Genomic DNA, 18,810 nt, shown 5'->3' with positions numbered 1-18,810 from the left:
TCAGTAATCCAAACCGCGCATGTGATCGCAATTTATCACTGAAATCCAAGTATCTTTACTTGATTTGTTGTAAAAGTTGTAGCCCTATAATTATATCATATTAGTTGCTAGGCTCTACTAAAGCCACTTATTCTTAGTCGGGATGGAGGTGGCTAGGAATAAAAAGTTTACAGAAAGAAGGAGCTATTATTTGCTTCTGAAAGTGAAAAATGCGCTTATTCTTGTATTTTAGGTGTGGTTTTGATTTATAGTTTATAATAAACATATGCTTCAAGACCTCACGCGCCAGCTCAAAACGCTTACTCAAGGCAACGAAGCCTACGCCGCTTTTAATAAGCGTATCGTCAATACCAATATGCTAGTCGTCGGCGTACGCGTGCCGGATTTGCGGCGGTTGGCGAGGAAATTGGCGCCTAATATGAGCGCAGCGGGTATTAGCAAATTACTAACGGCCAAGAACGAATCATTTGAATACGTGTTGCTGTGCGGGCTGCTGATCACGCACGCTCAGCTTGATGATCAAACGGCGATTAATCTAGCCAAGCAATATTTGCCATGCGTTGATTCGTGGGCGCACATTGATGTGTTCATCGAAAAAAAGCGGCGCTTTGCCGGCGAACTGTGGTGGTATTTTGCACTAGAATGCCTACAAAGCGAAGCTGAATTTACAGTGCGCTACGGCGTAATTTCTTTGATGACTAATTTCCTGGACAAAGCACATATTGATCAAGTTTTCGCGGCGCTGCGAAACGTTAAACACGATGGCTATTACGTCAAAATGGGGCTAGCTTGGCTGTATGCGACGACGGCGGTGCACTTCCTTGAGCTGACGCTGGCTGAATTAGAAAACGAGCATATCGACGCCTGGACGCGCAACAAAGCTTACCAAAAAATGCGCGAATCACGGCGATTCACACCCGAAGAGCAACGTATCATTAGGCAACAAAAAGGAGGACGCCAATGACCAGCAAACCAACCATTTCGACGGCAGAAATTACCAAAGCGCTAGACTTTCGCCACGCCTGCAAGGAATTTGACGCCGATAAAAAGATCACCGACGATGATATGGCGCTGATCCTTCAGGCAATTCACCTCGCGCCAACCTCGTACGGCTTTGAGCAATTCGACGTCATCGTTGCCCAAGATCAACAGCTGCGCCAGGATCTGAAAAAATGCGCGCCGATTAACAAGCCGCGCTTTGATGCCAGTCATTTCCTCATTTTTACCGCCAAGACGGCCGACGCGCTTAGCGACCACATCGATCACATACTCCGTGATGTAAAGCGCATGAATCTGGTCGAGCGCACCGCCTATAAAACATTCTGGAAGCAGTGGGCCAAGAAAGATTTCAAGCTGATGGACACGCCCGATGGACTACACCAATGGGCGGCGCACCAAGCGTATATCACCCTTGGTTTTGCGATGCTGGTGGCGGCGGAGCGGGGGATTGACTCGTGTCCGATTGAGGGATTTGCCATTGATCAAGCGACAGAGGTACTGACAGCCCACCAGCTCATTGACCCAGCCAAAGATCTGCCGGTTCTCATGCTAGCGCTCGGCTACGCCAGTCGTAGCGACCAGCCACACCCGCGCAGCCGCCGGCCACTTGATAAGATGGTACGCTGGTATTAGCTTAGGGGCAGGAGTAATTTTCCTTGTCAGCACCCCTAGCGTTTCCTAATTATCTGTGCTATAATCGGTCAAGATTGTAAATAAACGTAACGAGTAAAGAGATGGCAAAGAAGAACACGAAGCGGAAGTTGATTGGTTTGGTCAGTAATTTGAGCGGCCACCGCACGTACTACACCACGGTCAACACCCAAAACCGTACCACAAAAGGGCAGGGCAAGCTGACGCTCCGAAAGTACGATCCAGTAGCCCGCCAGCACGCAACCTACACCGAGACCAAGAAAAACCTCGGCCGCAACGAAGTCAAGCCGCGTAAGGGCTAATGACATCAAGCGAGAATCACCTCCCTCAGACGGGGGTGGTTTTTTATTTCCGACAAACGACCAAATCAGCAGGCCAGTTTAATTTTCATGCGCCGACCTCAGCGCTGCGCCACGATCATATCAAGCAAGGTATTGACATATTCAGCCGAAGCTACCACCGACGACGCGCTATACTCATTCACCACGCCAGTTTTGGCAATGCGCCGCTCGCGGATCAAGTCAACAATTCGCTCTGCTCGCGCCAGCTCTCCCGTCTCGATATAATATTGCGCCAGCCACAGGCTAGCAACCACACTGCTGTCGGGGTCATCCGCCCGTCGCTTGAACAGACCATCAACTGCCGCTAATGTCCGTGTCGCCTCACTAACCAATTGCTTGGTCTGATAGGCCTCACTCTCAACACCGAACATATAGGCAGCATATACCGCATCCATCGTCACCTCGTCAGCACCACGTCCCGCCAGCTGCGTGCTAATATCGTCAGCGCAGGTTCGCCACTGTACCGCATTGGCTGGGTCGTCATGCTGCTGCGCGAGTTCGCTCGCTTGCTCCAGTGCCGCACGCGACAGCTGCCAAACGAACGCCGCGTCGTCGTCTGCCGCTGGATTGTCCCAATTATCCGTCAAAAATGTCGCTACCTTGGCGGCCACCGATTGATATAGCTGCCGCGAGCGTTCCGCGCCAACTCGCGACGTTGCAAATTGACAGAAGATAAATAGTACCGCCGCCGCGTCCCTCAAGCGCATTGGCGGCCGGTCTTGACGCCACGCAGTATCAGTCGCCACCGGCTCACCATCCGTATAATACGCCGGTGCAAAGTAACCATCGGTCTCAAATATCCGCCGGCAAGCTTCGAAAAACATCGCCGCCTCATCGCCATACCCCAGCCGAATCAGCGGCCACAGCGCGAACGCTGCGTCGTGCAGACGACAATTGCCGGCTGAACCATCAGTCAGTATCAGCCCGTGCTCATCCACGTGGGCTCGCAGTGTCAACAAGGAATTAATAAAGGCCTTACGGTGTGGTAGCGGCAATTTCTGGGCTGCGCGAAAACCGGGGCTCAGCCACTTGTGCCAAAAATCCGTTGTCCGCGCCAAGCTCCGCACCAAGCCGACACTACGCGTCTTTTCGTGCAGCCCCAGCGCCTCCTTGATCGACGTCCCGGCCGCCAACCAGTAGGTACAGCGATCCGACGCCAGCGCCGCCAGCCGCAGCGAGCAGCCCAGCACCGAGTCAGTCATGCCATATTCATGCGGACAGCCCGCCAGCTCACCGTCCTCCGCATCACGCCACGCTCCATCCAGCCCAGCGCCAAATCGCCCGACCGTCCACCGATCGAAATCACGCCCATCAAACGTCCGTAGGCCAACAGCAAACGCCCGCCGCCCACGATAATGTAGCAGCGCCCGCGAAGCCTCGACATGCTGCGCCGTATCAATCGCTTGACCATCATCGTGCAGCCGGAACGCCTGATGCAAAAACAACCTCACCTGGCGCGTCTCAGTTCGCAGATTGACCACATGAATATTGCGGCCGAACACATTGACCTTGCTATCAACAAAATCATCGCACTCCAGCACCAACCCCAGCCGCTCATGCTTGAACACCGTGTGCGCCACCAGCGCCCCCTGCGGCAGCCGCATCGCCAGCCGCCACGAGCCATCATCAATCCACGAAAACTCGCCGTCCACCCACACGCCGATCCGATGCACGGATTGTCGATTCTGAACTTCGCGGCCAACGTGCGGGAACGACAGTAAACTCACTCGACCAAACTGATCGAGCCTAATCGCCAACGTGCCATTTGCGAGAAGCACCATCAAAACCTCTCGTACCGATGCGCGCTCAGCCGCCAGCGCACATCGCGAATTGCGTTAACATAATAGAGGAAGGCCTCGTACGGCGAATCATACGGACTGAAATAGGCGTGGACATCGCCGTCAGTAAACCACTTGGTACACATATAATAGAAATGATCAGACGACTGCAATCGCCGCCAATCGGCGATCAGCTGCTCGTCACTACTCCTCAGTACATCGGCCTCCAGCTCGTACAGATACCGCAGCGCCTCTTTCTGTAAATCATTGCCATTCCACGCTGTCAAATCGCGCTCGCTATCTGCCCAAGTCACCGTCTCTGGCATACTGATATCACCGACCGGCCGATGCGCCGCCAACGCTTCAGACACCATATAAAACGTATTATCACTAACCTCGAGCCACGAGGCAACAAACTGATCAAAAAAGCTAAAAATACCGCTATCCGACCACTGGTGCTCACCAAAGGTTTCATAATCCATGAACAAATTAACCAGCGGCGCCTCGGCCGTCGCCTCCATCAGCCACGTCCGATATTTTTCTGCCGTCAGCGGCCAACCCGCCCATGATCGATTACTGAACCGAAAGGCGATATCGTCACTCAGTCGATAATTCTTGAGCAGCAGTCCAATCCTGTCCGTACCGACCGGCCGATACACATAATTCGGACTGCGCCACTCCAGCACGTCATCCCAGCCCTCGGCCAGCACACCGCTAAAACCAGCCGTCTCCGCCCACTTGGCGAGGTCGTCATTGTACGCTAGCTCGGTATTTGCGAGCACCGTGGTCTCGACGCCAAACAGCTGGCGCAGTTTCTGCTGGTGACGGCGAATTTGCTCCTCAAACTCGGGTCGTGAATAAAAGAACGCTAGGCTGTGATAATACGGGCTTGATAACAACTCGACCTTGCCAGTGGCAACCAGCCGCTTAAAGCTCTCGATCACCGCTGGGTTAAAGCGCTCTGCTTGCTCGAGGAACACACCGCTGATGCCTAGCGACAACTTGAAATCATGATGCCGCCTGAGCAGCTCCTCCAACAGGGCATTCATCCGTAGATACGACTTCTCGGCGACTTTGTGAAAAATCAGCTCGTTGTTTTGCGCTGGATCATTCGTCTCGAAATAATCATGCCGCGCCGCCACGTCAAAAATACTGTATCGTCGCACCCGCCACGGCTGATGTACGTGGAGATAGAGGGTGATGCCTCGGCTCATGCCCACCTCCTTTGGGCTGATGCTTGATATAGCGCAACGCACCGCTCGGCAGCATCCTGCCACGACAGCCGAGCGTATTCATCCTTGACATTGCGCTTTAAGGCCGACTGCAAGCCTGGCGAGCGCGCAATATTGACGATCTCGTCCGCCAGCTTATCAACATCCCAGTAATCAAACCGCATGATGTTATGGAGTACCTCGCCAACACCCGACTGCTTGCTGATGAGCAGGGCCGTATCGTGATGCGCTGCCTCCAGTGCCGTCAGCCCAAACGGTTCTGACACCGAACTCATGATGAATATATCAATCAGGTAGTAGGCATCGCGCCACTGCTTGCCACGAACAAAACCAGTGAAAATCACCCGGTCGCTCACACCCAGCCGCGCGGCTAAGGCTACCAATTCATCCCGCTGCTCGCCATCGCCCGATAGCAAAAATGCGATCTTGTCGTAGCGCTCTAGCGCTCTAGCTGCCGCCCGCACAAAATAGGTCAGCCCTTTCTGCACCGTCAGCCGCGTCAACGCACCAACAATGGTATAGCCATCAGTCTTGAGATCCTCGAGGTATTTATATGTCGCCGTGTCGTACTCATGCGGCGGCAGATCAGCCAGGTCAATCGCATTATATACTACCTCAACTTTATCTGGCGGGATGTGATAATTCTTGACAATCATATCCTTGGTGATACGGCTAACCGCGATAATTCGATCTGCCATCATCAGCCCCTGCTGTTCAATCTCATGCACTAACGGGTTACCCGAATGTTCACCCGAGCGATCAAACTCAGTAGCATGCACATGAACGATCAGCGGTGCGCCCGACACCTCCTTGGCGATCACACCAGCCTCCATCGTCAGCCAGTCGTGAGCATGAATGGCGTCCGGTGGATACATCCGAGCGAACTGCCTGACAAACTTGCCGTAGCGACGCTGCAACCGACGCATCGGTTCAAGTTCGTGCCCATCCGTATCCTCGACTTCTGGTGCGACCCCGTGATCATACGCCCCGAGATCATGATAACCCGGCGGTAGCGGCGAGGCCGCGTGAATGTTCATATGGGTAATATTCGGATGCTCGGCCGAGTAGGGCACGACAAAATCAATAGCAACACCGTGCGCCGCCAATGCCTTTGACATCTGGTAACACGCCACACCAAGGCCGCCACAATTGTGCGGAGGAAGCTCCCACCCTAGCATCAAAATTCTCATCTTATTCCCAGTATAGACCGCCGCTTATGCTTTTTCAAGCGCATCTGGCAATTTTTTCACGAGATCAAGGCATTATTTTCACAAGCGGCGAATTGATATGCACCGTCAATTCTACAGCAAGCCATTAAAAAACGACTTTCATCAAGTCGTCACACCATAAACCGTGGCAGGGGCAGTAGGAATCGAACCTACCTCTGCGGTTTTGGAGACCGCCATTCTAGCCGATGAACTATGCCCCTACACCCCGCGCTAACGGGTTAGCTCATCTATTATACCAGAAAAAGATATTCTGCAAACCAACCCAAACTAACCATTTTGAAAAAATATGATATAAGTTATTGACAAAATAATGCTTGTGTGATAATATTGGGGAAACAACCAGTGAGGAGGATGTTATGAAATTAAGTACAAAGCTTAAGATCGTGGCGCTGTCGCTGGTCGCTGCTTTCGGAGCAGGACTGGTCTACTACGCCAACGCAGAAACAATTGACAATACCCGCGACTGTGACAAGTACGCCGTGGTGTATTGTGGTACCATGTCGGTACAAGAGATGCGCGAACGATATTTCAACAAAGGCGTATCAACAATTTACGGTGCGTTCGGTATTTCCTACGAGATGCTGAGCGGCAACTACGTTAATGGTGCAGTCTACCGTAACGGCGAGGTTCGCCTCGATAACGGCACCGTTGTCGCCACCAACGCACGGACAGCCATCCGTAATATTAGCGGTGGTACACCGATCTCAGGCACCAATGCTAAGGTCGTTCCAGCCAGCCGCATGAGCAGTGCACAGCAAGCTTTCATTCGGCTTGATGAACAGGGTCGCTTTAAGTTCGCCATCATGACGCCATGTGGTAACCCAGTTGTCGCCACCAACGTTGTTGTACCACCAAAACCGAAACCACAGCCAGTGGCTACTTGTAAAGCACTTGACCAGCCAGTCATTAATCGCCAGACTAACACGGTCGCCCTGAAGGCTCACGCAACAGTCGAGAACGGCGCAACTGTCAAGTCATACACCTTTAGCATCACCGATGCTTCAGGCAAGGAAGTCTTCTCACGCAACAACACTACTTCAGCGCTGACCAGCGAGACCAGCGCCACCATCAAGGAAGCGGGCACTTACACCGCTCGCGTCACAGTCACGACCAGCCTTGGTGATCGCACCAGCAACGACTGTGTCAAGCAGTTCACCATCCAGCCAGAGACGCCAAAGGCTAACCCTGGCATTAAAATCGAGAAAAAGGTTGATGGCGTCAAGCACAAGACTGTCCAAGTTGGCAACGAATTCCCATACCAGGTAACCGTCACCAACACCGGCAACGTTGATCTAAAGAACGCTGTTGTCACCGACGATGCTCCACAGGGCGTTACCTTCCTAAGGGCATCTGAGGGCACACTCCAGAATAACACCTGGAAGACAACGATTGCTGAACTCAAGCAGGGTGCATCAAAGACCTTTACTATCACGGCAACCATCAAAGAACAAGTTACCGGTAAAGTCGTCAACACCGCCTGCGTTGATACTCCAGAGATCCCTGGCGACAAAGACGGCTGCGACAACGCAACGGTCGATGTACCAGAAAAAGTCGAGGCCTGCAACGTCCAAACTGGCGTCATCGAGAAAGTCGAAAAGGGCAAAGAGAACACGCCACCATACACCACTGATCTGAGTAAGTGTGAAAAGATCAAGGTCTGTGACGTCACTACCAAGACAATCCGCGAAGTTACCAAGAAAGAAGCTGAAGATACTAAGCGGTTCGTCGGTATTGACAGCGAAGAGTGTAATCCAAAGCCAACCACACCGACCCCACCAACACCAACCGCACTACCACGAACTGGTATGACCGACATGGTACTCGGTGGTCTGGGCCTCGGCGCACTGGTTACCTCAGCCCTAGCATACGTCGCCAGCCGACGCCAACTGTAAGAGACTGACCGCTCCGAGAAGCTTATTCTGAAGCGCGAGGTTTCAGGCGAGAATCCCCCTTGGATAAGGGGGATTTTTTGTGTATACTAACATATATGAAACCTTTGCAACTTTCTTCTCCTCACATCATTGCCATGGTGGGCGTGCCGGGGGCGGGCAAGTCGCAATTCGCGGCTGAGTTTTCTGAGATGTTTCATGCGCCGCATTTGGACTCTGGTATCTTAGCGGCATTATCCGATGATGAGGCGGCCGTTAATTATGCGAGCGGCACTCTGCTCAAGGAATTGATGAAGACCCATCAAACCATCGTATTTGAAGGAGCAACGGAGAAGCGAGCCTGGCGGGTTGAGCTTGCCAAGGCAGCCCGCGCGGCTGGCTATAAGATTCTCTTTGTCTGGGTACAGACTGACCTGGCGACTGCCAAGATGCGCTGGCTCAAGGCCAACGACAATGACGAAGCAACATTTGATGCCAAGATCAAACAATTCTCATCGCCGCACCCCAGCGAGCCATGCGTCGTCATCAGTGGTCGTCACACCTATAACACCCAAGCGCGCACCTTGCTCAAGCGGCTAGCCGACGTGCGCCCGAATACTACAGCCGCTCCGACCCAACCGCAAGCTGCCCAGGCTGATACTCCCAAACGCCGTCCGCAACGTCCAGTACTCAGCCGTGTTCGCATCAGCTAGGAGCTATACATGCCAACCATTACTGATGCTGAGTTTGGCGAAATCACGGTGAGGCGCTCGCACTTGGCGCGTCAGGTGTCACTGAAAGTCGCGCCAAACGGGCAGCTGCGGATTAGCTTACCGACGTACGCACCGCTGCTCGCCGCAAAAATGCTTATCAAGTCATCCCGGCCGCGTATTCGCGAACTCCTGGGCGAGCATCAACAAGGTCACTACTACACGCACGACCAATCAATTGGTAAAAGTCATCACCTGATCATCGAGACCCAGCCCGCGCTCACCGAACCCATTATCAAGCGCTCTGGCACCCGCATCCTCGTCAAGCTACCGCCCGACACCGACATTACTACTCCAGCCATCCAGCAGCGCATTCGTGAAGTCGTCATCACGGCGCTACGTAAAGAAGCCAAAAGCTACCTGCCACGGCGACTGAAATTCCTGGCCGAGGAACACGGCTTTTCCTATCAAACCGTCAAACTGACGCACGCCTCGAGCCGTTGGGGCAGCTGCTCGTCGCGCGGCACGATTAGCCTGAACATCGCGCTGATGAACCTGCCGTTTGAGCTGCTTGATTATGTGCTGATTCACGAGCTGGCTCACACCCGCCAGATGAATCACTCCGACGCCTTTTGGCGAGAGGTCGCAGCCATCGACCCAGCCTACAAAACGCACCGAGCGGCACTGAAAAACCATACACCGCACGTGTAGCATGTGCTATACTAAATCATATGAGACAAGGGATGGGCAGGTGGCGCACGGGGCGCAGTCAGCAATGCGGACGCGATGAGACGAAAGCCGCGCCAGAGCATAGCCAGATGATGACGTTGGTAAACAGCTTGACTGACGCGGTACTAAGCACTGATGCTCACGGCATCATTACGATTTATAACGCGGCGATGATCGGCCTGCTGGACACCAACGCCACGCTGCACGGTCATCACATCAGCGAGACATTTCAATTGCAGACGCTTAGCGGTACACCGATCGACGTGTTTGAGGAGCTCAGTAAGTCACCCTCAATCCGCACCCGTGACGACCTGATCATGCCGCTCAGCGATGGCGATCATTTGCGACTGGAGGCGACCTTTGCGCCGATTTTGGGCGGCAGCTCGAGTACCGACGGCTATGTGTTAATTCTGCGTGACGTCACCAAGATAAAAAGCCTCGAAGAGGAGCGTGATGAGTTCATCAGCGTTGTTAGTCACGAACTGCGCACACCGGTGGCCATTGCCGAGGGAGCGCTTGACAATGCTCGACTGCTCGCCGAAAAAGGCTACACCCAAAAGGTGCATGAGGCGCTGGTGGCGGCGCACGATCAAGTGATGTTCCTCGCTAAAATGATCAATGACCTTGGCACCTTATCGCGCGCTGAACGTGGAGCGGCGGATGAGACGGAGACGATTAATCTGATGGAGCTGGCCAGCACGTTACACAGTGAGTTTGCGCCGCGAGCGGCCGATAAGGGGTTGCGGTTTGATCTCGACGTGAGTGCGCAGATTGGCGTGATCAAGGTTTCGCGGCTGTACTTGACTGAGCTACTGCAAAACTTCATCATCAACGCTATCAAATACACGCCTCGTGGCGGGGTGACGCTGCGGATGCACCGGCGTAACGGCGTCGTACAATTTGCGGTAATTGATACTGGGATAGGCATCGGCAAGACTGACCAAAAAAAGATTTTCCAGCGATTTTACCGGGCCGAGGATTATCGCACCCGCGAGACCAGCGGCACCGGACTGGGACTGTACGTTGCGGGCAAATTGGCGCACAAGCTCGGCTGCACTATCTCTGTTAAAAGCCGACTCAATCATGGCTCGACGTTTAGCTTTGAGCTGGCTGATCCGCCCACGTCCGCGTGAGACCGCCCTTGCAATCACGACCCGAACACGCTACAATAGACTTGACAGTCTGCTAAGAAGCAGACTTTTAAATTGGGAGAAACTATGGCACAAAAAAACGCAGCAGGATCAGAGACGAAGGTTCGCCGCATCACCGCGAAAGATGACGAGACGAAGCAGCCGTCACCACATACATCAAAAGCAACCACAACCACCAAAAAAACCACCAGTAAGACCACCAAAAAAACGGTGACAGCGACCGGCACGTCACCCAAACAGCCAAAAACCACGGCCAAAAAATCCACCAAAAAATCAGGTGACGTTGGCTATTTCAAGGGCGCGTGGCAGGAACTCAAGCTGGTGCGCTGGCCGACTCGCTCAGCAACCTGGAGCATGACGGCGGCAGTGCTGGTGTTTACGTTGATATTCGTGGTGCTGATATTGCTGCTTGACGCCGGCTTTAACTGGGGCTTTAATCAAATTTTGAAATAGGAAAGGGAATTTATGTCATCAAATCGCTACGATTCAACTCGCTCGTGGTACGCCATTCACACCTACTCGGGCTACGAGGAAAAGGTTGCTGAATCCATCCGCCAGCGCATCAACGGCGTCGACATGGCCGACAAAATCTTTGACGTCATGGTGCCGAAAGAAAAGCAAATTCAGATCAAAAACGGCAAACGCAAGGTTGTCGATGCCAAGATCTTTCAGGGATATGTGCTGGTCGAGATGAAGCTGACCGACGAGACGTGGTACATTGTCCGCAACACACCGGGCGTGACTGGCTTCGTTGGTGCCGACACCACGCCAACACCGGTGTCCGACAAAGAAATTACCAAGATCAAAAAGCGTATGGGCGTCGAAGAGCCAAAGCATCAGATTGATTTCTCGGTCGGCGAAGTGGTCTCCATCATTGACGGGCCGTTCAAGGGCTTTGATGGGTCAATTGCAGAAATTGATGCCGTCAAGGGCAAGATCAAGGTCATGGTCAGCATGTTTGGCCGCGATACGCCGGTCGAGCTGGACGCATTACAGGTCAAGAAAGTCTAGCCGCCTGATCACCTGATCATCTGGCCGCGCAGCGATACACCGGTCGAGCTACCAGACATCTTTGGCTTCAATTACCTCGCTACTTTTGGCGAGGTAGTGTTGCGTAGCAAAGAGGACTAGCGCCACCGTAATCATCCCGAGTAGCACCGCCGCGATCGGCCACTGCCTAGCATCATACATCGCCATGATCAGCACTGGCACCGTCCCGATGCCGCACGCCAATATCTTGCCGAACAACAGGGTCGCCAGCGTCACTTGGCTGTGACATAATCGAATGCTGCGCTTCAACAGATACGAGCCGCAGCGCCCCAGCCAATACGGTAGCATCACCACCACACCCAAAACCGCCACCGTCATTACCGACATCAACACCAGCTGCACCACCTGAAGGAGAAACGGTACCGCACGAGGCGTCGTATCGCTCGGCGTAGTGGGCGGGGCGGGCGCCGGCTGGACTGTCTCTGGCGATACACCGAGCTGCATGAGTAGGCCACTACGCGTCAGCCACAACAACCCGGCACCGACGATAACCGCATACGTGAAAATCAACAGGCTGTAAGCGAGCGCCCCAAACATATTGATAAGGCGACGAACTGGCTTGATGCTGCGAGCGTTCATGCTTGTATTCTAGCACAATTTTCGTTATAATACAGTGGTTACGCACGGAAAAATAAGAGGAAACTATGGCAAAGAAAGTTATCGGTAATCTAAAATTACGCATCCCTGCCGGACGAGCAACCGCCGGACCACCAGTCGGTTCAACCCTCGGTCAGTGGGGGCTGAACATGATGGATTTCATCAATCCATTCAACGACGCTACCAAAGATATGATGGGCAAGGACGTTATCGTCCACATTCAGGTGTTTGAAGATCGCACCTTTACGTGGAAGTCGCTTGGTCAGCCAGTCGATGACATGATCCGCGAAAAAGCCGGCATTCAAAAGGGTTCAGGCAAGCCGCACGCCGAGAAGGTCGGCACAATCACTCGCGCTCAGCTTCAGGAAATTGCTGAAGCAAAAATGGATCAGCTAAACGCCATCGACATCGAAGGCGCGATGAAAGTCGTTGCTGGTTCCGCTCGCTCGATGGGCGTAGAGGTCGCAGCCTAATTTACACCTGTTCATCCAAAATTGCTCCCTGCCGTGGGAGCAATTTTATTGTGGTATAATCATTTGGTGATTACCAAAAGTTTACTTGATACCACCGTTATCGAGGCGCTACGAGCTGACAAACTCGTCGTGGCACCGACTGACACCATTTATGGCCTGCTCGCTCGAGCTGATAGCCCGAGGGCAGTTGATGAGCTGTACCGCGTACGCCAGCGTGATCATACTAAATCCTGCATCATCCTGCTTAGTAGCGCCAACAACATTCCCGAACTCACCACCAAGCAGCGACATATCTATGACCAGCTGTACTGCGAACGGCCGACCACTATTGCCGCCAGGGTCAGCCCCGACTTTATGCCGCACCTGGTGCGTACTGATGCAACCTTAGCCTTTCGGGTCGTGCCGCCAGAGACAGCATTATCCGAGCTGATTCGACTGGTTGGCCCACTACTCGCACCAAGCGCCAACCTCGCAGGGCAGCCACCAGCCGCCACAATCAACGAGGCGATCGCGTATTTTGGCGATCAGGTGGCTGTCTATGTCGACAGCGGGGAAATTAAGGGGGTAATGCCTTCACGGATCATCACATTTACTGACGACGGGCAGCTGGTTGCCTTGCGGCAATAATTTCCACTACAGCCAACCAGGCGCCCGACGTCTTGTCTCGTAACCTATGAACTACGACTGCTTGAACGGCCGCACCAGCTCTAGCTCTGGTCGCATCTCGGCGATACGCATCAGCTCGTTGTACTTGGCGATACGCTCTGAGCGCGACATCGAGCCGGTCTTGATCTGGCCCGTACCGAGTCCGACCGCCAGATGAGCAATTGTCACGTCCTCGGTCTCACCCGAGCGGTGGCTCATCACCGTATTCCAGCCAGCCTTTTTCGCCATCATCACCGCCTGAATGGTCTCACTCAGTGTGCCAATTTGATTTGGCTTGATCAAAATCGCATTGCCAGCCTTTTCAGCGATCGCCCGGTCCAGTCGCATTACATTCGTCACCAACAGATCATCACCAACCAGCTGCGTCGTCGAACCAAGCTCCGTCGTCAGCGTCTGCCAGTCGTGCCAGGCTTCCTCATCCAGCCCATCCTCGATTGACACCACCGGATACTCAGCCCGCAGCTGTTTGTACATCTTGATCATGCCATTCACATCCAGCGTGCGATGCTCCGTCTCCAGCCGATACTGGCCACTGCCCTCATGGAATTCGCTCGAGGCCACGTCAAGAGCAAAGGCAAAGTCCTGCTCCAACTTATAGCCGGCTTGCTGAATCGCCCGTGCTAGCAGCTTGACCGGCTCCATATTGCCGCCGCGCACATGTGGCGCGTAGCCGCCTTCGTCACCAACAGTCGTCGGGTAGCCCTCGGCCTTGAGCACCTTCGCCAGCGCATGAAACACCTCGGCGCTCATCCGCATCGCGTCCTCGAACGTCGACGCACCAACTGGGATGATCATGTATTCCTGAATATCAGTCGCGCCAAGCGCGTGCTGCCCGCCGTTCATCACATTGATCATCGGCATCGGCAGGCTCATCGTGCCGGCATTGGCCAGCTGATTGACATAGACGAAAAGCTCAATACCCTTAGACTCAGCCGCCGCTTTGGCAACTGCTAGGCTGACCGCTAGGATCGCGTTCGCTCCAAGCCGCCCTTTATTCAGCGTACCGTCCAGCTGCCGCATCCGCTCATCAACCCGATGTTGCGCAAATGGATCCATACCGCGCAGCGCCCGTGCGATCTCGGTGTTGACATGCTCGACCGCCTTGAGCACGCCCTTGCCACCATACGCCAAGTCGCCGTCACGCAGCTCGACCGCCTCGTGCGAACCAGTGCTGGCGCCCGACGGCACCGCCGCCCGCCCGAACGAGCCATCGCTCAGCCGAACATCGGCCTCCACCGTCGGATTGCCCCGAGAATCTAAAATTTGTCGTGCGTGAATGTCTGTGATTGTGATATTGTTCATACTCGCTATTGTAGCAGAGATAAAAGAGCAGGGGCAAGCGGGTTACGACCTTCGCCTCACTCGTACAGGCTCTATGTTTCCCTCTCCGCTACTTTGCCAAGGCAGTGCAGCGCTATCACACACCGTCACCTCTACTAAGCGACCCGTCTTTGCCCGAAATCGAGCTGTCGTTGGACCGGGACACTTCTCGGCCAACTGCAGTACATAATTTCCAGACTCATCGATCTCATCAAAACGGCCCGCTACATTGCAAATATATCAAACTACTTGCAGAATAACGTGTTCCCATCTACACTTGTAGTTAATTATGGGAGAAAGACGTCATCATTCACCAATAGCCGATGGACTGTCTATCCTGAGCAGTCCAAGCTTTCAGCGAGGAGTTGATGAGGCTAATGACGCACTTGCTGCCAAAACAGAAGTAACGAAGAGAGGAGAGCACCTCTCGCCGGATAGGGATCCCGAAAACATAATCAAGCGGCACATCACCCCACACTTTCCGGACGACTACATCGGCTCGCCAGTGACTATCACAAATGTTACTGAGAGCGATGAGCTAGCTGTCCGCCAACTAAAAGGAGAGCTCCTGTTACCAGAGGCTAAAACATTTACAGTCAATGATCACTCGCGAACGCTGGCAGCATTGGCCATTCGTTCCTGTGGAGGTACGCATCATTTTCCACTCTCCCAAGCGACAATCGGCAATATTCTCCAATTTGATGTTCATCTACCAGCTGATTTGCTAGCAAATTATTTTTCGGCTCAAGCCACAAATCCCGAGATACACGAGACAATACTCGACATAGAAAATACCGCCAAATATGCCGGCTCACCCGCTGACCGTGCTGCGATAATCGCCTGGGGTGTTCAAACATTGACTCAGCAATTGGGCGAAGATTTCTGTAAGAGTGGGTCGTTTTCCGGTGAAGGGTCTACATTTACAAGTGAGGGGGTTAGACTTCCGTATAGTAAATTTAACGACATGAGATCCACCGGCTTTAGTGTAATTACCGACCACGCCAATGATGAGCCAGCTCCGCGGGTTGCCCTTTCGCTGGACGATGGCGATAGCACTATTCATGTTATCCCAGACCGTCGTTTCCTCTCGAAGTTAATGCGCCATGACAGCGGCGACACAGATACTTTCGCAGCATAAACCCCTAGTTGCTTTACTGCATTATTTCAGGTATAATTCCACTATCAATCAAATCAATGCTGGGAGGCAGATTCGCCCGGGGTGGCGAGTCGCCGCTTGTACCACAGAAAGGATTAGTATGGCCAAGAAAGCCGAGCTGCTGGAAAAAGCAGCAGAACTACAATTAGCAGTCAGCGACAAGAATACCATCGCCGAGATTGAGGCAGCAATTGCCGAAGCTGAATCAGGCACACCTGAGAGCAGCAAGCCGCACGAAACTAAAGACAAAGACGTCATCGCCGAGCGCGAGGCTGTCGTTGCCAAGGCCGGCAAACGCAGCCAAAAAGCCCTCGACGAAGCCGAAGCTAAGGCCGAAAAGGAAGCTCGCAAAGAAGCCGGCGACACCACGCCGCAATCCGACGACACCGAAGCACATATTAAGAAAGGCCCGAAGCCAATTACGCGCCCGCGCCTGGAGCGCCGCGGCAAGAAATATCAGGAAGCTGCGAAGAAGATTGAGAAAAGTAAATTATACAGCCTCGACGAAGCACTGAAACTGGCGACTGAGACCAGCCCGGTCAAGTTCGACGCCAGCGTTGAAATCCACGTTCGCTTGGGTGTCGATCCGCGCCAAGCCGACCAGAACGTCCGCTCGACCGTAGCACTACCGCACGGCACCGGTAAAGACGTTCGCGTGGCGGTTTTCGCACCGGAAACCGAACATGCCGCTGCTAAGAAAGCTGGCGCAGACATCATCGGCGACGAGGAATTCCTGAAGCAGCTGGACAAGGAAGAGCTGAACTTTGATATTTTGGTCGCCACGCCGCAATATATGCCAAAGCTTGGCAAGTACGCCCGGCTACTCGGCCCGCGCGGTTTGATGCCAAATCCAAAGTCCGGCACCGTCGCTACCGACGTCGCCAAAGCCGTGTCTGAAGCCAAGGCCGGCAAGGTCGAGTACCGCGTCGACAAGCAGGCCATCGTCCACTTGGCGATCGGTAAAGTGTCATTTGGCGCCGGCAAACTGGCAGAAAACACCCGCGCTTTCCTCGCCAGCCTGAACGCCCAAAAGCCATCCAGCCTCAAGGGCATTTATATCAAATCTATCGCTGTCGTCACCGCCATGGGGCCGAGCGTAAAGGTTGAAACTTCACTGTAAAGTTGGCCTGTTTAATATAAAACGCGCTTCACACCTGAGGCGCGTTTTATATTGCAATAACCGTGTAGTATGATATAATAACCCAATGAGTGAATTATTGCCAAATACTAAGAACCAGTCCGAAGCTGCCACCGCTAACTGGCGTAATGAGGCAAACTGTCTCGGAAGTGACCCAGACACGTTCTTTCCAGAATCTAAAGATAAACGATACGCCAAAGACGCTCTCGCAGTTTGCCGTAAATGCGAGGTCAAGGATGACTGTCTTGATCACGCGATTGAGAACGATGAAAAATATGGCATCTGGGGCGGCATGACACCAGAGGCAAGGAAGAAGCTATCTCGACGCAGCAGAAATACACAAACCCGCCATCGTATACATAAAAATTCATAAATTAACCCATAATCGTCTTGCATCCCGTTGTCATTTCTGCTACAATTCTAAGGAACATTACCAAAGACAGCGGCGATTTGTATAAAAACAGATGTAAAAATGCCGCCGAGGGATGAAACAAAACTGTTTTAATCACGTCTTTGGTAGTGCGAGAATCAAAGACGTTTTTATTTGCTCGATTAAAACTTGGGTAAACAAGAACCAGATTCTCCATTACCGCACGTTAACAAATCGGTCGAATCACACAAGAACCAATCAAAGAAAGGATTTTTATGGCAATTTCACGCGATAAAAAACAAACTTTGGTTGCTGAACTAACCGAGCTTCTGAAAGACGCCAAAGGTACGGCATTTGCGCGGTACCAGGGTCTGAGCGTGGCTGAATTGCAAGAGCTGCGCAAGGCTGCCCGCGAAGCAAACGTTGTCATCAAGGTTGTCAAAAACCGCTTGGTACGCGTAGCATTGCAGGGCGTCAACACCTACAAAGAAACCGACACTGACCTCCTGGTTGGCCAGTTGGTCTACGCCATCAGCGCGGAAGACGAGGTCATGCCAGCCAAAGTTTTGGACACGTTTGCAAAGACACATCCAGCACTACAGTTGGCCGGTGGTTTCTCAGGCGAAGGCCTCGGCATCAACGAAGCTGACATCAAAGCGCTGGCAGGCTTGCCAAGCAAAGACCAGCTCATCGCCGAAGTGGTCGCACAACTACTCTCACCAGTTCACGATACCGTGGGCGCATTGGGCGGCAATTTGCACGGCTTACTGGACGGCATCGAAGCCAAAGCTGCAGCTTAAGTTTAGCAATCAATCATCTCGAGTTATTCGGTCTTCATAAGCTCCGGTATAGCGTTGCAGCCCGAGCGCCATTCAAGGCGCACGGCGCGAAAAGAGGAGGCGTTGAAGATTGGATGACTCGAGATGATAAATAATCAATAATCTAAGGAGAATACCATGGCTGATATTAAGAAATTGGCTGAAGAACTGACCAAGTTGACAGTTCTAGAAGTTAACGAATTGAAAAATCACCTGAAAGAAGAATACGGCATCGAGCCGGCTGCAGCCGCAGTTGCGGTGGCTGGTCCAGCTGCTGGCGGCGATACTGCCGCAGAAGATGAAAAAACTGAGTTCACCGTCACCCTAAAGGACGCGGGTGCTCAAAAAGTCGCTGTCATCAAGGCTGTGAAGGAAATCACCGGCTTAGGCCTCGGCGAGTCAAAGGCTATCGTTGACGGCGCACCAGCACCAGTCAAGGAAAAGGTGTCAAAGGACGAAGCTGAAGCTGCCAAGAAGACGCTCGAGGATGCAGGCGCTAGCGTTGAGTTAAGCTAATTTTTGCGTGAAACGACC

21 protein-coding genes, 1 tRNA gene and 1 other annotated feature are annotated in these 18,810 nt (G+C 53.1%); of the genes, 16 read left to right on the top strand and 6 right to left on the bottom strand.

Features of this window, described 5'->3' with window-relative positions; genetic code table 11:
- Positions 1-265: 265 nt before the first annotated feature.
- From GWK78_02030 to rpmG, 3 genes are all read left to right on the top strand, one after another.
- Positions 266-964, top strand: a complete 699-nt coding sequence (locus tag GWK78_02030) for a hypothetical protein (GenBank protein QHU93802.1) — start codon at positions 266-268, stop codon at positions 962-964.
- On the top strand, positions 961-1,632 hold the full coding sequence (locus GWK78_02025) for an NAD(P)H-dependent oxidoreductase (protein QHU93801.1): 672 nt from the start codon (positions 961-963) through the stop codon (positions 1,630-1,632). Before GWK78_02030 ends, GWK78_02025 begins: the two co-directional genes overlap by 4 nt.
- Before the next feature lie 101 nt (positions 1,633-1,733).
- Positions 1,734-1,952: a 50S ribosomal protein L33 gene (gene rpmG, locus GWK78_02020; GenBank protein QHU93800.1), complete on the top strand. Its 219-nt coding sequence runs from the start codon at positions 1,734-1,736 to the stop codon at positions 1,950-1,952.
- Between the two features lie 98 nt (positions 1,953-2,050).
- Here the strand turns inward: rpmG and GWK78_02015 are convergent, their stop codons facing one another.
- The 4 genes from GWK78_02015 to GWK78_02000 all read right to left on the bottom strand — a co-directional run bounded on the left by GWK78_02015 (position 2,051) and on the right by GWK78_02000 (position 6,430).
- Positions 2,051-3,772, bottom strand: coding sequence for a hypothetical protein (locus tag GWK78_02015; protein QHU93799.1), 1,722 nt, complete (start codon positions 3,770-3,772; stop codon positions 2,051-2,053).
- Complete coding sequence (locus tag GWK78_02010) at positions 3,772-4,989, bottom strand: alpha-amylase (protein ID QHU94264.1); 1,218 nt, start codon at positions 4,987-4,989, stop codon at positions 3,772-3,774. The genes GWK78_02015 and GWK78_02010 overlap by 1 nt, the downstream gene beginning before the upstream one ends.
- Positions 4,980-6,191 carry a glycosyltransferase gene (locus tag GWK78_02005; protein QHU93798.1) on the bottom strand — a complete coding sequence of 404 codons (1,212 nt, stop codon included), beginning with the start codon at positions 6,189-6,191 and terminating at the stop codon, positions 4,980-4,982. Before GWK78_02005 ends, GWK78_02010 begins: the two co-directional genes overlap by 10 nt.
- A gap of 164 nt (positions 6,192-6,355) precedes the next feature.
- A tRNA-Trp gene (locus tag GWK78_02000) sits at positions 6,356-6,430 on the bottom strand.
- Between the two features lie 156 nt (positions 6,431-6,586).
- On the opposite strand from GWK78_02000, the gene GWK78_01995 reads away from it, so the two are divergent.
- The 6 genes from GWK78_01995 to nusG all read left to right on the top strand — a co-directional run bounded on the left by GWK78_01995 (position 6,587) and on the right by nusG (position 11,699).
- Positions 6,587-8,122 carry a DUF11 domain-containing protein gene (locus tag GWK78_01995; protein ID QHU93797.1) on the top strand — a complete coding sequence of 512 codons (1,536 nt, stop codon included), beginning with the start codon at positions 6,587-6,589 and terminating at the stop codon, positions 8,120-8,122.
- A 95-nt stretch (positions 8,123-8,217) separates the two neighbouring features.
- The gene (locus tag GWK78_01990; GenBank protein QHU93796.1) at positions 8,218-8,811 is read left to right on the top strand and encodes an AAA family ATPase; all 594 of its coding nucleotides are present in this window, start codon (positions 8,218-8,220) and stop codon (positions 8,809-8,811) included.
- A gap of 9 nt (positions 8,812-8,820) precedes the next feature.
- Positions 8,821-9,519, top strand: a complete 699-nt coding sequence (locus GWK78_01985; GenBank protein QHU93795.1) for a DUF45 domain-containing protein — start codon at positions 8,821-8,823, stop codon at positions 9,517-9,519.
- Between the two features lie 20 nt (positions 9,520-9,539).
- Complete coding sequence (locus GWK78_01980; protein ID QHU93794.1) at positions 9,540-10,670, top strand: hypothetical protein; 1,131 nt, start codon at positions 9,540-9,542, stop codon at positions 10,668-10,670.
- An 84-nt stretch (positions 10,671-10,754) separates the two neighbouring features.
- Positions 10,755-11,141: a preprotein translocase subunit SecE gene (gene secE, locus GWK78_01975; GenBank protein ID QHU93793.1), complete on the top strand. Its 387-nt coding sequence runs from the start codon at positions 10,755-10,757 to the stop codon at positions 11,139-11,141.
- Between the two features lie 12 nt (positions 11,142-11,153).
- A complete protein-coding gene (gene nusG, locus GWK78_01970) occupies positions 11,154-11,699 on the top strand; it encodes a transcription termination/antitermination protein NusG (protein ID QHU93792.1) in 546 nt (181 codons plus the stop codon).
- Between the two features lie 48 nt (positions 11,700-11,747).
- On the opposite strand, the gene GWK78_01965 is transcribed toward nusG, so the two are convergent.
- Entirely contained in the window at positions 11,748-12,317 is a 570-nt protein-coding gene (locus tag GWK78_01965; protein ID QHU93791.1) for a hypothetical protein, read from the bottom strand.
- 65 nt (positions 12,318-12,382) lie between these two features.
- Between GWK78_01965 and rplK the strand changes: the two genes are divergently transcribed.
- Both rplK and GWK78_01955 read left to right on the top strand, forming a co-directional pair.
- Positions 12,383-12,808: a 50S ribosomal protein L11 gene (gene rplK, locus GWK78_01960; protein ID QHU93790.1), complete on the top strand. Its 426-nt coding sequence runs from the start codon at positions 12,383-12,385 to the stop codon at positions 12,806-12,808.
- A 66-nt stretch (positions 12,809-12,874) separates the two neighbouring features.
- Positions 12,875-13,435, top strand: a complete 561-nt coding sequence (locus GWK78_01955) for a threonylcarbamoyl-AMP synthase (GenBank protein QHU93789.1) — start codon at positions 12,875-12,877, stop codon at positions 13,433-13,435.
- 51 nt (positions 13,436-13,486) lie between these two features.
- Here GWK78_01955 and GWK78_01950 read toward each other — a convergent pair whose 3' ends face one another.
- Complete coding sequence (locus tag GWK78_01950; protein QHU93788.1) at positions 13,487-14,776, bottom strand: phosphopyruvate hydratase; 1,290 nt, start codon at positions 14,774-14,776, stop codon at positions 13,487-13,489.
- A 307-nt stretch (positions 14,777-15,083) separates the two neighbouring features.
- On the opposite strand from GWK78_01950, the gene GWK78_01945 reads away from it, so the two are divergent.
- The 5 genes from GWK78_01945 to rplL all read left to right on the top strand — a co-directional run bounded on the left by GWK78_01945 (position 15,084) and on the right by rplL (position 18,792).
- Positions 15,084-15,932, top strand: a complete 849-nt coding sequence (locus GWK78_01945) for a hypothetical protein (protein ID QHU93787.1) — start codon at positions 15,084-15,086, stop codon at positions 15,930-15,932.
- Between the two features lie 451 nt (positions 15,933-16,383).
- Positions 16,384-17,070: a 50S ribosomal protein L1 gene (rplA, locus tag GWK78_01940; GenBank protein QHU94263.1), complete on the top strand. Its 687-nt coding sequence runs from the start codon at positions 16,384-16,386 to the stop codon at positions 17,068-17,070.
- Between the two features lie 85 nt (positions 17,071-17,155).
- Positions 17,156-17,461, top strand: a complete 306-nt coding sequence (locus GWK78_01935; GenBank protein ID QHU93786.1) for a WhiB family transcriptional regulator — start codon at positions 17,156-17,158, stop codon at positions 17,459-17,461.
- Between the two features lie 42 nt (positions 17,462-17,503).
- Positions 17,504-17,640, top strand: a sequence feature (ribosomal protein L10 leader region).
- Between the two features lie 93 nt (positions 17,641-17,733).
- Positions 17,734-18,258 carry a 50S ribosomal protein L10 gene (gene rplJ, locus GWK78_01930; GenBank protein ID QHU93785.1) on the top strand — a complete coding sequence of 175 codons (525 nt, stop codon included), beginning with the start codon at positions 17,734-17,736 and terminating at the stop codon, positions 18,256-18,258.
- 156 nt (positions 18,259-18,414) lie between these two features.
- On the top strand, positions 18,415-18,792 hold the full coding sequence (gene rplL, locus GWK78_01925; protein ID QHU93784.1) for a 50S ribosomal protein L7/L12: 378 nt from the start codon (positions 18,415-18,417) through the stop codon (positions 18,790-18,792).
- The last annotated feature ends 18 nt before the right edge of the window (positions 18,793-18,810 follow it).

Source organism: Candidatus Saccharibacteria bacterium oral taxon 488, from assembly GCA_010202845.1.
Classification (GTDB): domain Bacteria; phylum Patescibacteriota; class Saccharimonadia; order Saccharimonadales; family Saccharimonadaceae; genus Nanosynbacter.
Note: the sequence above shows the minus strand (reverse complement) of the source record. Positions and strands in the feature narration are given on the sequence as shown.

What these genes read in the sequence shown, in the direction of transcription:
- GWK78_02030 (QHU93802.1), top strand. Translation starts at nt 266, where the DNA reads ATGCTTCAAGACCTCACGCGCCAGCTCAAAACGCTTACTCAAGGCAAC.
- GWK78_02025 (QHU93801.1), top strand. Translation starts at nt 961, where the DNA reads ATGACCAGCAAACCAACCATTTCGACGGCAGAAATTACCAAAGCGCTA.
- rpmG (QHU93800.1), top strand. Translation starts at nt 1,734, where the DNA reads ATGGCAAAGAAGAACACGAAGCGGAAGTTGATTGGTTTGGTCAGTAAT.
- GWK78_02015 (QHU93799.1), bottom strand. Translation starts at nt 3,772, where the DNA reads ATGGTGCTTCTCGCAAATGGCACGTTGGCGATTAGGCTCGATCAGTTT.
- GWK78_02005 (QHU93798.1), bottom strand. Translation starts at nt 6,191, where the DNA reads ATGAGAATTTTGATGCTAGGGTGGGAGCTTCCTCCGCACAATTGTGGC.
- GWK78_01995 (QHU93797.1), top strand. Translation starts at nt 6,587, where the DNA reads ATGAAATTAAGTACAAAGCTTAAGATCGTGGCGCTGTCGCTGGTCGCT.
- GWK78_01990 (QHU93796.1), top strand. Translation starts at nt 8,218, where the DNA reads ATGAAACCTTTGCAACTTTCTTCTCCTCACATCATTGCCATGGTGGGC.
- GWK78_01985 (QHU93795.1), top strand. Translation starts at nt 8,821, where the DNA reads ATGCCAACCATTACTGATGCTGAGTTTGGCGAAATCACGGTGAGGCGC.
- GWK78_01980 (QHU93794.1), top strand. Translation starts at nt 9,540, where the DNA reads ATGAGACAAGGGATGGGCAGGTGGCGCACGGGGCGCAGTCAGCAATGC.
- secE (QHU93793.1), top strand. Translation starts at nt 10,755, where the DNA reads ATGGCACAAAAAAACGCAGCAGGATCAGAGACGAAGGTTCGCCGCATC.
- nusG (QHU93792.1), top strand. Translation starts at nt 11,154, where the DNA reads ATGTCATCAAATCGCTACGATTCAACTCGCTCGTGGTACGCCATTCAC.
- GWK78_01965 (QHU93791.1), bottom strand. Translation starts at nt 12,317, where the DNA reads ATGAACGCTCGCAGCATCAAGCCAGTTCGTCGCCTTATCAATATGTTT.
- rplK (QHU93790.1), top strand. Translation starts at nt 12,383, where the DNA reads ATGGCAAAGAAAGTTATCGGTAATCTAAAATTACGCATCCCTGCCGGA.
- GWK78_01950 (QHU93788.1), bottom strand. Translation starts at nt 14,776, where the DNA reads ATGAACAATATCACAATCACAGACATTCACGCACGACAAATTTTAGAT.
- GWK78_01945 (QHU93787.1), top strand. Translation starts at nt 15,084, where the DNA reads ATGGGAGAAAGACGTCATCATTCACCAATAGCCGATGGACTGTCTATC.
- GWK78_01935 (QHU93786.1), top strand. Translation starts at nt 17,156, where the DNA reads ATGAGTGAATTATTGCCAAATACTAAGAACCAGTCCGAAGCTGCCACC.
- rplJ (QHU93785.1), top strand. Translation starts at nt 17,734, where the DNA reads ATGGCAATTTCACGCGATAAAAAACAAACTTTGGTTGCTGAACTAACC.
- rplL (QHU93784.1), top strand. Translation starts at nt 18,415, where the DNA reads ATGGCTGATATTAAGAAATTGGCTGAAGAACTGACCAAGTTGACAGTT.